Raw genomic sequence first — 12,330 nt, forward strand, 5'->3', positions numbered from 1 at the left:
GTGACAACGGGAAAACGGACCCGGTGGGTTTTGTTTCCAATGGGGTACAGGGGCTTTTCGGTACGGCTCTGGACAACGGGTTCCAGGATGGGCGATAGTGAGGATCGTGCCGTGCCAAGGGAAACTCCACGAGTCGGGCGAGGTTGATCATGTCAGCTGAATACATCTGTGCGTTGCGGCCGCTGGACGACTCATTGGAGCAGGAATGGGACGACTTTGCCCTGTCGTCCGACGCCCCGCCCTACATGCGCCCAGGTTGGTTCCGCCCGTGGATGAGGGCTTTCCAGCCCGGGCGGTCGCTGCAGGTGCTCTCGGCGCATCGAGGGGGACAGTTGGCTGCCCTGCTGCCTCTCAATCCAACGCAACTGGGCTTCCGCGCCCCGGTCAATGCTGAAACGCCTGCATTCGAACCTCTATCGACCGATGAAAATGCGATTCGGGTCCTAGTACCGCGGCTTCTTGAGAATGCTCAGCGCGTGGATATGCGGTTTATCCCAGTGGGCGCAACGGAACAAGCCATCGTTGAAGCAGCTGCGGAGCAGGACTACCGGGTAAGCCGGGATGTCATCCGACGATCGACCTACGTTGACGTGAGCCAGCCCTGGGAGACAGTCCGGAACGCGGTGCTGGGGCGATCGCGTCGTCAGGATATGGCGCGTAGGCGCCGCAAGCTGGCTCAACTCGGAGAGATCTCGTCCTCGGTCCATGACGGCAAGGAAGATCTGCAGAATCTACTCGCCCAAGCACTCACCTTGGAAGCGGCAGGGTGGAAGGGAAACGAAGGAACTGCCATCCTGTCGCGACCCTCCACGACGCAGTTCTACCAGGAGCTATCTGCGTGGGCCGCGGATCAGGGACTACTCAGACTGCACTTCCTGAGGTTGAGCGGCAAGCTAATCGCGATCAGTTTGTCACTCGAACAGTCGGGTGTCGTATACGCGCTGAAGACCGCTTACGATGAGAATTTTCGGCAATATGCGCCGGGCATCCAGATGTTCGAAGACGTTCTGACATATGCCTGTGAGCAGCCACATCTGCGCTTGGTGCAGATAGCCGGCGAGGACGAGCCTCATAAACGAGAGTTCGCAACCGGAGTGCAAGAGCAGCTGAAAATTTCAATGTTCTCGGGCAGCCTCGTCGGATCGACAGCTTGGATGCAGAGCGTAGCGATCGATCGATTGCGGGGCCAGGCTCGGCAGCACCTCTCGGCTTCTACGAGGAGGCGCATGACACAGTTCGCGAGGTCAACGAGGCTCGTGCGATAAGTGTCGTGAGCTTATACGCGTCCCGGTAGCTGGGTCACTACGTAAGAGTGGCGTGCGATGACTCGTTGGCCGCCGAGGCCCATTGGGGGTTTGCCGTCCGAGGTATCCATTCCTACCGTTGGAGATGGGGCGCATGACCAGATCGTGGCGCGATTGGCGCATCTCGGTAGTCCAAGGGGTGCGCCAGCCCGCAAGCGGGGCTGCAGGCGGTGCCATACTGGTCCTTCGGCTCGTATTCAACTCAGCCTTGAACTATGGTTTCGGGGTTGCGCTTGCCTGGTTTCTTACTGCGGAAAATTTCGGACGCGTTAGCGTCATGCAGTCCTTCTTCGGGTTGAGCTCTTTCATTCTGAACGCGGCGCTGCCCCCGATACTTGCCCGTCGAATGGCGCAGGCGGAGGACGGCCTGGAGGACGGCAGCGCCGCAACGTTCCGCTCTGCGCTTGTAGGCAATGCCGCATTGGGCCTAGCTCTGTTAGTCGGTCTGCTGGTAGCGCAGGGAGTCGCGGGAGTACCACTGCCGGACGCAGGACCGATCGTTATCGGACTAGTCGCTTGCACGATACCGCTGATCGCCATTAACAATGTGTTCCTGGGCGCATTTCAAGGTTGCCGTCTGTTTGGCGGCATGGCTTTCGTTCAGTCAGTGGAAACAGCGATTCGATTCGTAGTGGGAGTGTCGCTGGGCGGGGTTCTGGGCTTGGGAGTGCCCGGAGTCGCACTGGCTTTCTTGCTCGGCTCCTTGGCTGCGACGCTAGGTGGACTCTTCGCGTTGGCGAGTCGAATCCCAAGGCGAGGACCCTTGGCTGCGTTCGCGACGTTCCGCCAGTCTGTCCCCATTGGTATCGGGATAATAGCCCTAGGTGTTGTGATGACGGTTGACGTGCTCTATTTATCTGCGTACGGGCCAGGGGGCAACGCCGCTGTAGCGGAGTACCAGGTCGCCAACATCTTGGCACGCGCCGTTTTCTTCGTCGGGATAACATTGTCCAGCGTAGTGTTTCCCTACCTGGCGCATCATGGTCCCGGCCCCGATTCTCATGCATGGTTCCTAGCTGCTCTGCGGTACGTACCTCTAAGCCTCCTGCCCATACAGTTCGCGTTAATTATCGCGCCGGAGCCGATACTGGCGATTGCCTTTCCGGCAAGTTATAGTCACGCCTCTTCTCTCGTCCGCGTTCTAGCGATCGGTGCGCTTGGTCTCCTGCTTGCCCAGATGCTTCTCCAGGCACTCGTGGCGCTCGGCGCAGCTAGGCAGGTTGCCGTCCGGGCGAGTCTGGCAGCGGCGACCGAGGTATTGGCCCTCTTCCTTCTGGTGCCGCGGGCCGGAGCAGCCGGAGCAGCAATTGCGTTCGGGATCGGCACCTGGGCGGCAACCGGCCTGTTGGCTCACGCGTACCTACAATTGCAGCCTCGGAAGGGTCTTCCACTGTCCGGACCTTTCCGACACGCAGTGGCGTTAGGCGGGATGCTGCCGGCATTGCTCATCGCCCGGCTACTGCTTCCCTTCCCGGGTATTCTGTTGATCGGAATTGGCGTCCTCCTGCACTTGGTCACTGCGCGGATGTTGCGACTCGTCACTGACACGGACGTGCTACGCGCTCGGCAAGTTCTTGTAGGCCTAACGCTTCGTAGGCGGCAGTAACCTCGCACTCTCCGCCGACGCGGACCGATCCTTCCTGCAGGCATACGCAGGATCAGCCCGTTTCGTGGGGTGGGAGATCCACCCCGGTGCGCAGTTGGCCGAGTCGGTAGAACAGCCGGGTTGTATGGATCTCCGTGAGCATCTCGCGGTTGGTTACCTCGCGGGGTGTTTCGCCCGGCGCGGCACGGTCGAGAGAGTCGTTTTAGCGTCGTAGAAGCGCCGTTCTACGTCGTTGCTTGGTCCCTGCAGGGCGGCTAAGACGTACGCGACGGCGCGCAGCTCCGGATCACGGTGCAGCTCTATCGGTACATCATGCAGGTTTAGGACTGCGGTAAGAGTAGCATCGGTGATGCTCATGGCGGACTCCTTCCTGGACACTTTGAATAGTAAGTATGCTGACGAATCTACGCAAAGGGAAGAGAGTTTTGGGAACCGTCCAACGCCACGGCCGGAGCACCCGACCACGTTCGAGCTCCTTCATGGTGACACGGCTGGCACCTCCGATCCGAGGTTGTTGACCTGAGCCCGGTGTGTCACGGTGGCCGCCGCCTGCAGGGCACATAAATCGGTGGTGTGGCGGAGCGCGGGGACGAGCTGGAGTGTCAGACCTGGATTAACGACCTGCTCGGGTTAAGACGGGTCAGCAGAAGGCGGGGGAACGCGAGAACCGGGAAGCTGAAACGGCCAGGACTCAGGAAGATGCTGCTCAATACCGGCGGCGACATCGTGGGTCTCTACCTCTCCCGTAGGACCACACCGGAGGCTTGATGCCGGGTCTGCGCCGGAGGCCCGACAAGCGGAGCTGGCCGCCCGGGCTCTAATTCACCGGAGCCCCTACCTGAGCCGAATCGCGTCAAGAAGAGCCGGGAACTTTGTGACGCCGTCTTCTGCCATGAAGTGTCCGGCTCCCGGGTAAACCTGCAGCCGCGCGTCCAGGCGCCGGGCGAGGTCATCGGATGCTTCAGGTGGTACGAAGGGGTCGGTCTCGGAGCGGATGACTGTTCGTTGCCCAATGCTCTTTGCTACCCGCTCAACGTCAACCTCCGATGCCAGGAAGCCATCGAGTTCCGGCAGTGCTTCCAGCGGGTCCGTGAAGCCGGCCACCAAGACCAGGCCGCCCAGTTCCCACGGCTCAGGCAGCGCCGCGAGTGCTCGGAGGGAGGTGACCGCCCCAAGTGAATGTGCCACAACTACCGTTCTCGCATCGGGCACACCCAGCGCCGAGCTGACAGCGTCCTTCCATGCTCCCTTGTCAGGAGAGTCCGGATCGGGGAGAGGAACCACGGTGACTGCTTTGCCCTCAGCTTCGAGAACCCTCTGGAGCCAGGGAAACCAGTTTGCATCCGGCGAAGATTCATACCCGTGGACAATGACGACGCGCTGGACGGTTCGGCCCGGGACCTTGCTGACTGATGCGGTCATAGCCACATACTCTATAGCTCAGCGAACCTCTGGGCTTACCTTCCCTGTCCACCTTGGCCACGCCAAGGCCGGCCCCCTGTGAGACCAGCAAGGGCGGCGCCGGCAACGAACAGCCCGCCCAGCGCCAGCAACCCGGCACCCGCCACAGTCTTCCCAGTCCTTCCCGGGGGCTGCGGATAATTGGTGGCTCCAGCCGGCGCCCCTGACGGGGCGATGGCAGGTGACTCGGTGGCGGGTGCGGCGGCAGTGACTGCAGCGGTAGGCCCCACAGGAGCCGCGATGGCAGGAATCGGCGTGGCGCCGGTCTGCGGGCCTACCTCGGGCACGGAGGCAGTTGGACGGGACGTAGCAGGCACAGCGGGAGCCACAACGGGGGCTTCCTGCGCAGGTACTGCCACCGGGGGTGCTGCCGGGCCACGGGTCGCTACTGCAGGGGACGCCGCTGCTGGAGACGCCGCCGGGGTTGCAGTTGCTTTGGTTGTTGGGCCCGGACGCGGCTGGGTAGACGGACTTTGGCACGCCCCTGGAACGACCGTGAGAACACCGCAGTCCTGTGCCAGGGCCGGCGAGAGTCCCATGGCCAAGGTCAGCGTCAGGACGGCAAGCGAGCAGCCGACGGCACGGAGGACGCTCACCTGAAACAGCGACGCGGACATTTCAAGGCAACCTCGTTTCCCTCCGCAAGCCGGTGATCATCACCATGCTACCGAGACGCGAGTGAGAGCTCGGATAGGCGCGGCGGCACCTATTGACGCTGGCGAGGGGAAACTCAGGACACATGAGATCCATGGCCACCTCACCCGTCACCGCCTTCAACCTCAAGCGGCCCTGCGGGGACTGTCCCTTCCGCACCGACCACGTCCCGTTCCTGTCGCAGGAGCGCGCTCAGGACATCGCTGACGCACTGCACGCTGACGTTTCGTTCCACTGCCACAAGACACTCGACGCAGATGAAGAGGGCGACACCCTGGAGGTCACCGCCGCATCCAAGCACTGCGCCGGGGCGATGATCGTCCTGGATCACGAGGACCGGCCCAACCAGCTGATGCGCATCGCCGAACGCCTCGGCCTCTAGGGCATCCTGCCTTGGCAGCGACGACCCAAAGACCCCCATGAGACGGTCCAGCCAATTGTCCCTGCAACAAGCAGGATTCCTCCGCTTCCTCGCCTGTCCACGGGGACCCATGAACGCCGACCCGCGGCCAGGGTATACAGCCCGGTCAGCATCACAACGAAGAAGATGATCCCGAGCCACAGAAGGAACGTATTGAAGATGGATAACGCTGCCCGGAAACTCAGAGAGTGTCAGATCACGAACTTGACCTCGAGACAGGCTGCGGTGGCGAAATGACCGGTCGGTCTTAGACATTCCAACCGTCGCGCCTGACAGCGCTTGACCGCTTGAGGTGGGAAGATACTCTGCGTCCTACAAACGCTTGAGGACAGAATCGCCGCCCGCCGTACACATAGGACCCATGACTTTCTCCCGCAAACGCCTTGTTCTGTTCGCCGCACTGATTATTGCCGCACTCGTGGTCGTCGGTTTCCTTTACGCCAACTCCCAGAAGACCCGCAGTGCTTCGCCGAAGGCTGCAGCCACCGCAGCCCCGTCCTCTCCGGCCGACGGCGAGGACAGCTCAGCGGATTCGGCGCCGGCCGCAGGGACCGCCCCTTCCGTTTCAGCGGTCCCGGCGGGACCGCTTCCCGGCACCGCGGCGGACGTGAGGGTCGTGCATTCACCGGACAAGGTCGCCATCGATGAAAACCTCGTCGCCGGCCAGTGCGAGGTGCGCACCGTGGACGCGCCGGCCGGGCTGTACCTGCCAGACCCGGCCTGCACCCCCGGCGCTGTGGACCCCGCCGTCACGCAGGACAACCTGGGCTCCACGATCTGCAAGTCCGGCTACACGAACACCGTGCGGGCCCCCTCCTCCGATACTGACAAGATCAAGGCCCTGAGCCTGACCCAGTACGGCCAAACCCGTGCGTCCTCCACTGAGTACGACCACCTGATTTCGCTCCAGCTGGGCGGTACCAATGCTGTCTCCAACCTGTGGCCGGAACCGAACCGGGTCGGCGCCCCGGGCACCACCAACCCGAAAGACGCCGTCGAGACCAAACTGAACAAGGCCGTGTGCTCGCACAAAGTCGCCCTCGCCGCAGCCCGGAAGGCGATCGCGACCAACTGGGTCACCGCTGTCAAGGACCTCGGACTCTGAACCCCTCGATGTTCACATCCCCAGCAATCGTCAGTAGGCTTAGTACTACATGCTCTCAGGTCAACGCGGAAGGCATCATCATGACTGAGCAGAACCTCCCTGACGATGAGCTGGACGTTGCGCAGGAGGACCCTTTGACGTCAGACGAGGCTGTCTCGGGTGAAGAGGAAGACTTCCTGAGCGACGGGAAGACGCGGGAACAAGCCGCCCAGCCGCTTACCCGCCTCGGGGACGAGCGGGCCAAGCCGGACACGCCCACACTTGAGGAAGCAGCAGCAGACATCGATTTCGGTGAAGCCCCCACCGGACGGGAAGCGGACGCCAGCGACGAAGAGGAAGAATTCGGCGGGTCACCGCTCAGTGAGTTCGAGCCCGACGACCTGGAACATTAGCGGGACTGCCCGCCCGAGTACCGATTGCTGGCCCAATTCGCGGCAACGAATGGGCGAATCATCTCCAAATCACAGCGAGAAGGATGAACCATGACGGCAGCAGCCGAGTCCACTGTCACTATTGACGGCCGTTTCGCCCGCGAACTGCCCGAACTCGCCGTCCCTTGGCAGGCCGAGGAAGCGCCGGGCCCCGAGCTCCTCGTGCTGAACGAGGCCTTGGCTAAGGACCTGGACCTCGACCCTGAGTACCTGCGCAACCTCGAAGGGGTGCGGCTCCTGGTCGGGAACCACGTTCCCGACGGTGCCACGCCCGTGGCACAGGCCTACGCCGGCCACCAGTTCGGCGGCTATTCGCCCTTGCTCGGCGACGGACGCGCCCTACTTATGGGTGAGGTTACCGATCGCGCCGGACGCGTCGTCGACATCCACCTGAAAGGTTCGGGCCGCACGCCCTTCGCCCGTGCGGGAGACGGCCGGGCAGTCCTCGGGCCTATGCTGCGGGAGTACCTCATCAGTGAGTCGATGCACGCGCTGCGCATCCCCACTACCCGCTCGCTGGCCGTCGTCGCAACGGGGAGGCAAGTCCGCCGCAGCACTATGCTGCCCGGCGCGGTCCTGGCACGGGTAGCGGGCAGCCACCTGCGCGTTGGTAGTTTCCAATATGCCCGGGCAACTGAAAACATGGACCTGCTGAAACGGCTGGCAGACCATGCCATCAGCCGGCACTACCCGCAGGATGCCGAGGCGGAAAACCCCTACCTTGCATTGCTCTCGTCCGTCGGCGCTGCACAGGCAGCCCTGGTGGCGCGCTGGATGCTGGTGGGATTCGTGCACGGGGTCATGAATACGGACAACATGACCATCTCGGGGGAACCATCGACTACGGCCCGTGTGCGTTCATGGACGCGTTCAATCCTGCCGCCGTCTACAGTTCCATCGACGTCAGCGGACGCTATGCCTACGCCAATCAGCCTGTGCTGGCCGAATGGAACCTTGCCCGCCTTGCCGAGGCCATATTGCCGCTCATCCACGAGGACCAGGAGAAGGCCGTGGCTCTGGCAATGGAGGCGCTCGGCGGGTTCCGCGAAAACTATAGCAAAGCCTGGTCCGAAGGTATGAAGGCCAAACTCGGCCTTGCAAGCGGCGCAAAAGAAGACATTGCCGCGTCCAGTCTGGTCGATGACGTTATTGCCATCCTGAAAGACGGCCCGGTGGATTACACCCTGTTCTTCCGGCGCCTGGGCAAGGCCGCCCGCGGAGACCTCGGTCCCGTGCACGGGATGGTCCTTGACCTTGCGGCCTTTGACGCCTGGGCGGAGCGGTGGCTTGCGCTTGAACCCGACGCGGAACTGATGGACAGTGTAAACCCGGCGTATATTCCCCGGAACCACCTCGTGGAAGAGGCGCTTGCAGCGGCTACGAATGGAAAGCTTGCTCCGCTGCACGAACTTCTCGTGGCCGTCACCGAGCCCTTTACCGAGCGTCCCGGCCTGGAACGATACGCGGAGGGCGCGCCGGAGGATTTCGGCAACTACTCGACTTTCTGCGGAACCTGACCTGGCCGAGGAACTCTAAAAACCAGGACGGAGGTTCTTGCCGGTCCATGCGACGTCGGACGCGTTCTCCACATCGAACGGTTCGACCAATGTCAGCCGTACCGTCCCTTAGTTTTTGCTGAATCTGTTCCTCGAGGTGATCTCTTCGCGCCAGGCGGGCCAGGGATGGCCGGGCTGCGCTGGCCCTTCCACCCCGGTAGCCGGCAACTCCTGAACCAAGGCCGGCATCGGCGCCCGGGACGTGACCATTCGCCGCTGTAGCGCGTCGAAGTCCTTACGGAATTCGTACACTTGCCCACTTGGTGCCCGCAGCGCGTGCCGAGGCACCTTCGCGTACCTATGCTGAAAGCGTGACCACACATGCGGCGGTATCGGCGGATCCGGGAAACCGTCGGATCCTTTTGGTAGAGGACGAACAGACCATCGCCGATGTTGTGCGCGGATATCTCTTCAAGGCCGGATTCCAAGTGGATGTCGCGGGGGACGGGTTCACCGCGCTGGCCCTGGCAGCGGAACGTAAACCGGACTTGGTGATCCTGGACAGGATGCTTCCCGGCTTGGACGGAGTTGAGGTGTGCCGGCGGCTGCGCCTGAGCATGACCGTCCCGGTGATCATGGTGACCGCCCTGGGGGCAGAAGAAGATCGCGTCCTGGGCTTGGAGATGGGTGCTGACGACTACGTCACCAAACCCTTCTCACCCCGGGAACTGGTCCTGCGGGTGAAGTCCGTATTGCGCCGGAGCATCAAGGATTTCGCGCCTGAACCTCCGGTGGAAGCCGGCGGAATCGAACTCGATCCAGCGGCCCGCACGGTCAAGCATCACGGCACGCCCTTGGCCCTGACCGCCCGGGAATTCGATCTCTTGGCATTCCTCATGCGGCGGCCAAACCAGGTATTCAGCAGGGAAGACCTCATCAAGGCCGTGTGGGGCTGGGACTTCGGAGACCTTTCCACGGTGACGGTGCACGTTCGCCGCTTGCGGGAAAAAATTGAGGTCAACCCCACCAAGCCCGAACTCATCAAGACCGTGTGGGGCGTCGGTTATCGCTTCGAGGCGAAAGGATCCGGGCATGCAGGGCAATGAACTCGTCACGATCCTCGCCTGGGTCCTGCTGTGGGCCGTGGTGATTGGAGCAGGAGCGCTGGCGCTGCTGCGGGCACTTGGCAGGGCTTCGGTGCTGACCCAAATTTGCCTCGTGGTCCTGGCCACCGTAGCCGTCCTGGTGGCCGGCATGGTCAGCGCCTTCAACGCCATGTTCATCTCCGCCAGGGACCTCGAAGTCATGTGGTACATCCTGGGCATGGCATCGGCGGTGGCTGTTTGCTTGTCCCTCATGCTCGGGGCGGGCGTTTCCCGCAACGCCGCCAAGCTGGTGGAGCCCGCGCGTCGCCTGGGCCGGGGTGAAACACTCGATTCGGGCGTCGAAGACCGCCGTAGGCCCGTTCCGGCCATGACGTCAGAACTGGCAGAGCTCGCCACCGAATTGGAAGCAAGCAGCCGCAACTTGGCCGAGTCCCGGAAACGTGAAGCGGCCATGGAGACCGCGCGCCGGGAGCTGATGTCCTGGATCTCGCACGATCTGCGGACACCCCTGGCGAGTGTGCGCGCCATGACCGAAGCGCTCGAGGACGGCATGGCCACCGATGTCCCTGGCTACTACCGGAAAATCATCGGCCAGACCGAACAGATGACGGCCATGGTCAACGATCTTCTGGAACTGTCCAAAATCCAGGCCGGGAGCCTCCTGCTCCGGGCTGAGGCCCTGGATCTCTATGACTTGGTCAGCGACGCCATCTCAGACCTCACACCCTTGGCCGCGCAACGCGGTATCAGGCTCGACGGCGGCGGCAACAGGGAGTGCATGGCGGTGGCCGATGGACCCAGCCTGGCCCGCGCCGTGAGGAACGTGCTTCACAACGCCATCCTCTACAGCAAACCGGATACTGATGTCCATGTCAGCGTCGGGAGCGATGACGGGAACGCAGTGGTTTCAGTGCAGGACCATTGCGGTGGCATTCCGGCGGAGGATCTGCCGCACCTGTTCGAAACAGGCTGGCAAAAGGATTCGTCGCGCAGCAGTTCCGACCCCTTGCAAGGACGCTACAACGGGGCCGGAATCGGACTGAGCATGGTGGCGGGGATCGTGAAGGCACATGGCGGGGCGGTCGCCGTCCAGAACGTCGACGGCGGCTGCCGCTTCGTTTTGTCCCTTCCCACCACACCACCGACCCGAAATGCGCGGCACCTCGAACCACCCACCACTGCCCGGGAGGCACTTCATGAACAGGCCTAGGTTGTGGGCCGCGGCCGCTGGCCTCGCCGCCGGTGCAGCCGGAGTCGCCGTCGGTGAGCTGGTCGCCGGCCTCCTGAGCCCGTCAGTTTCGCCGGTAACAGCCCTCGGCGGCGCAGTGATCGATGCTGTGCCGCCAGGTGTCAAGGATCTGGTGATCCAACTCTTCGGCACCTCGGACAAGGCCGTACTCATCGTTTCCATCGTGGTAGTAGCCGCTGTCCTCTCAGCGCTGGCCGGCATCCTGGAGCGTCGTCGGGCGGGCCTGGGCCTCGCGCTGGCTGGATTGGCAGGGATCGCCGGGCTGACCGCCGTCGTGACCCGTGCGCAGGCCACCACGCAAGCGGCCTTCGCGCCGGTCGTTGCCGCCGTGGTGACGATGTTGCTGCTCCGGGCGCTGATCCGGCGGCTCGCCACCTGGACCCCGCGCCCGCCCGCACCGGGAATGGAAGCTCACGCCCCGGCGCCCATTGCGCGGCGCAGTTTCCTAAACACCCTGGCGGGAACGTCCATCGCCGCCGTCGTTGCCGGAACCCTGACCACCGTGATGACGAGGGCCACAGCGGCTGCCTCCGGGTTTCGGAGTTCCCTGGCACTCCCGGCGCCGGCAACAGCAGCGCAAGCCATCCCGCCGGGGGCGACCTTGCCCGTGGACGGTATCAGCCCGCTCGTCACCCCGAACCGGGACTTTTACCGCATCGACACCGCTTTGACGGTGCCGGGGATCGATCCGCCTACCTGGAAACTCAAGGTCACCGGGATGGTGGACCGGGAAGTTGAACTCGATTTCGCCACCCTCTTGACCAAGCCCATGACGGCCCGGCACATCACCATAGCGTGCGTTTCCAACGAGGTAGGCGGAGATCTGATCGGCAACGCTTTGTGGCTCGGATGGCCGGTCCGGGAACTCTTGGCCATGGCCGGACCTAAGGCGGGAGCGGACATGGTGCTCTCCACCAGCAGTGACGGTTGGACAGCCGGCACACCTTTGGAGGCCTTGACCGACAGCCGGGATGCGCTCCTGGCTGTAGGAATGAATGGTGAACCGCTACCCCTGGAGCACGGTTTCCCCGTCCGGATGATCGTGCCTGGGCTCTATGGTTTTGTCTCGGCCACCAAGTGGCTCACGGAGCTGAAAGTCACGCGGTTCGCCGATGACATCGGTTACTGGACGCCGCGCGGATGGAGTGATCACGGACCCATCAAGACCGAATCACGGATCGATGTGCCACGCAACGGCCGCAGTGTCCAACATGGCAGGGTGCAGTTCGGTGGAGTTGCCTGGGCCCAGCACCGGGGGATTGAGCGTGTAGAGCTGCGGACCAACCGTGGACCATGGCAACAGGCGACTCTTGCCAGCGCGATTTCCACGGACACGTGGTATCAGTGGCAATGCAGCTTCGATCTCGGCCCCGGTGACTACGAAGTCCAGGTGCGCGCCACCGATTCCACCGGCACTGCGCAGACCGAAGACCGGGCTCCTGCGGCCCCGGACGGTGCTACGGGCTACCACACCATCAATCTCAAAGTGACCTGAAA

Annotated in this window: 11 protein-coding genes and 1 pseudogene; 9 read left to right on the forward strand and 3 right to left on the reverse strand. The window is 63.1% G+C overall.

Annotated features, from left to right (window positions below):
* The first annotated feature begins 149 nt into the window (after positions 1–149).
* Complete coding sequence (locus QRN42_RS15245) at positions 150–1,265, forward strand: GNAT family N-acetyltransferase (RefSeq protein WP_284979994.1); 1,116 nt, start codon at positions 150–152, stop codon at positions 1,263–1,265.
* 133 nt (positions 1,266–1,398) lie between these two features.
* Positions 1,399–2,910, forward strand: coding sequence for an oligosaccharide flippase family protein (locus QRN42_RS15250; RefSeq protein ID WP_284979995.1), 1,512 nt, complete (start codon positions 1,399–1,401; stop codon positions 2,908–2,910).
* Positions 2,911–3,063: 153 nt separating this feature from the next.
* Here the strand turns inward: QRN42_RS15250 and QRN42_RS15255 are convergent, their stop codons facing one another.
* The 3 genes from QRN42_RS15255 to QRN42_RS15265 all read right to left on the reverse strand — a co-directional run bounded on the left by QRN42_RS15255 (position 3,064) and on the right by QRN42_RS15265 (position 4,988).
* Positions 3,064–3,267 (reverse strand): hypothetical protein, encoded by a 204-nt coding sequence (locus QRN42_RS15255; RefSeq protein WP_284979996.1) that lies wholly within the window; start codon positions 3,265–3,267, stop codon positions 3,064–3,066.
* A 477-nt stretch (positions 3,268–3,744) separates the two neighbouring features.
* A complete protein-coding gene (locus tag QRN42_RS15260; protein WP_284979997.1) occupies positions 3,745–4,332 on the reverse strand; it encodes an RBBP9/YdeN family alpha/beta hydrolase in 588 nt (195 codons plus the stop codon).
* Positions 4,333–4,367: 35 nt separating this feature from the next.
* Complete coding sequence (locus QRN42_RS15265) at positions 4,368–4,988, reverse strand: hypothetical protein (RefSeq protein ID WP_284979998.1); 621 nt, start codon at positions 4,986–4,988, stop codon at positions 4,368–4,370.
* A gap of 131 nt (positions 4,989–5,119) precedes the next feature.
* On the opposite strand from QRN42_RS15265, the gene QRN42_RS15270 reads away from it, so the two are divergent.
* From QRN42_RS15270 to QRN42_RS15300, 7 genes and pseudogenes are all read left to right on the forward strand, one after another.
* Positions 5,120–5,407 (forward strand): hypothetical protein, encoded by a 288-nt coding sequence (locus QRN42_RS15270; RefSeq protein WP_284979999.1) that lies wholly within the window; start codon positions 5,120–5,122, stop codon positions 5,405–5,407.
* Positions 5,408–5,807: 400 nt separating this feature from the next.
* Entirely contained in the window at positions 5,808–6,551 is a 744-nt protein-coding gene (locus QRN42_RS15275) for a hypothetical protein (protein ID WP_284980000.1), read from the forward strand.
* Between the two features lie 80 nt (positions 6,552–6,631).
* Positions 6,632–6,943: a hypothetical protein gene (locus QRN42_RS15280; protein WP_284980001.1), complete on the forward strand. Its 312-nt coding sequence runs from the start codon at positions 6,632–6,634 to the stop codon at positions 6,941–6,943.
* Between the two features lie 90 nt (positions 6,944–7,033).
* Positions 7,034–8,499, forward strand: a pseudogene (locus tag QRN42_RS15285) (protein adenylyltransferase SelO).
* A gap of 350 nt (positions 8,500–8,849) precedes the next feature.
* The gene (locus QRN42_RS15290; protein WP_284980002.1) at positions 8,850–9,584 is read left to right on the forward strand and encodes a response regulator transcription factor; all 735 of its coding nucleotides are present in this window, start codon (positions 8,850–8,852) and stop codon (positions 9,582–9,584) included.
* Positions 9,571–10,794 (forward strand): sensor histidine kinase, encoded by a 1,224-nt coding sequence (locus QRN42_RS15295; protein ID WP_284980003.1) that lies wholly within the window; start codon positions 9,571–9,573, stop codon positions 10,792–10,794. The genes QRN42_RS15290 and QRN42_RS15295 overlap by 14 nt, the downstream gene beginning before the upstream one ends.
* Positions 10,781–12,328 (forward strand): molybdopterin-dependent oxidoreductase, encoded by a 1,548-nt coding sequence (locus QRN42_RS15300; protein WP_284980004.1) that lies wholly within the window; start codon positions 10,781–10,783, stop codon positions 12,326–12,328. Before QRN42_RS15295 ends, QRN42_RS15300 begins: the two co-directional genes overlap by 14 nt.
* Positions 12,329–12,330 lie beyond the last annotated feature (2 nt).

It is taken from the genome of Arthrobacter sp. fls2-241-R2A-200 (assembly GCF_030209745.1).
Classification (GTDB): Bacteria; Actinomycetota; Actinomycetes; order Actinomycetales; family Micrococcaceae; genus Arthrobacter.

Bases quoted from the DNA above. Each gene is read 5' to 3' on its own strand.
- QRN42_RS15245 (WP_284979994.1), top strand. From the start codon at position 150: ATGTCAGCTGAATACATCTGTGCGTTGCGGCCGCTGGACGACTCATTG.
- QRN42_RS15250 (WP_284979995.1), top strand. From the start codon at position 1,399: ATGACCAGATCGTGGCGCGATTGGCGCATCTCGGTAGTCCAAGGGGTG.
- QRN42_RS15255 (WP_284979996.1), bottom strand. From the start codon at position 3,267: ATGAGCATCACCGATGCTACTCTTACCGCAGTCCTAAACCTGCATGAT.
- QRN42_RS15260 (WP_284979997.1), bottom strand. From the start codon at position 4,332: ATGACCGCATCAGTCAGCAAGGTCCCGGGCCGAACCGTCCAGCGCGTC.
- QRN42_RS15265 (WP_284979998.1), bottom strand. From the start codon at position 4,988: ATGTCCGCGTCGCTGTTTCAGGTGAGCGTCCTCCGTGCCGTCGGCTGC.
- QRN42_RS15270 (WP_284979999.1), top strand. From the start codon at position 5,120: ATGGCCACCTCACCCGTCACCGCCTTCAACCTCAAGCGGCCCTGCGGG.
- QRN42_RS15275 (WP_284980000.1), top strand. From the start codon at position 5,808: ATGACTTTCTCCCGCAAACGCCTTGTTCTGTTCGCCGCACTGATTATT.
- QRN42_RS15280 (WP_284980001.1), top strand. From the start codon at position 6,632: ATGACTGAGCAGAACCTCCCTGACGATGAGCTGGACGTTGCGCAGGAG.
- QRN42_RS15295 (WP_284980003.1), top strand. From the start codon at position 9,571: ATGCAGGGCAATGAACTCGTCACGATCCTCGCCTGGGTCCTGCTGTGG.
- QRN42_RS15300 (WP_284980004.1), top strand. From the start codon at position 10,781: ATGAACAGGCCTAGGTTGTGGGCCGCGGCCGCTGGCCTCGCCGCCGGT.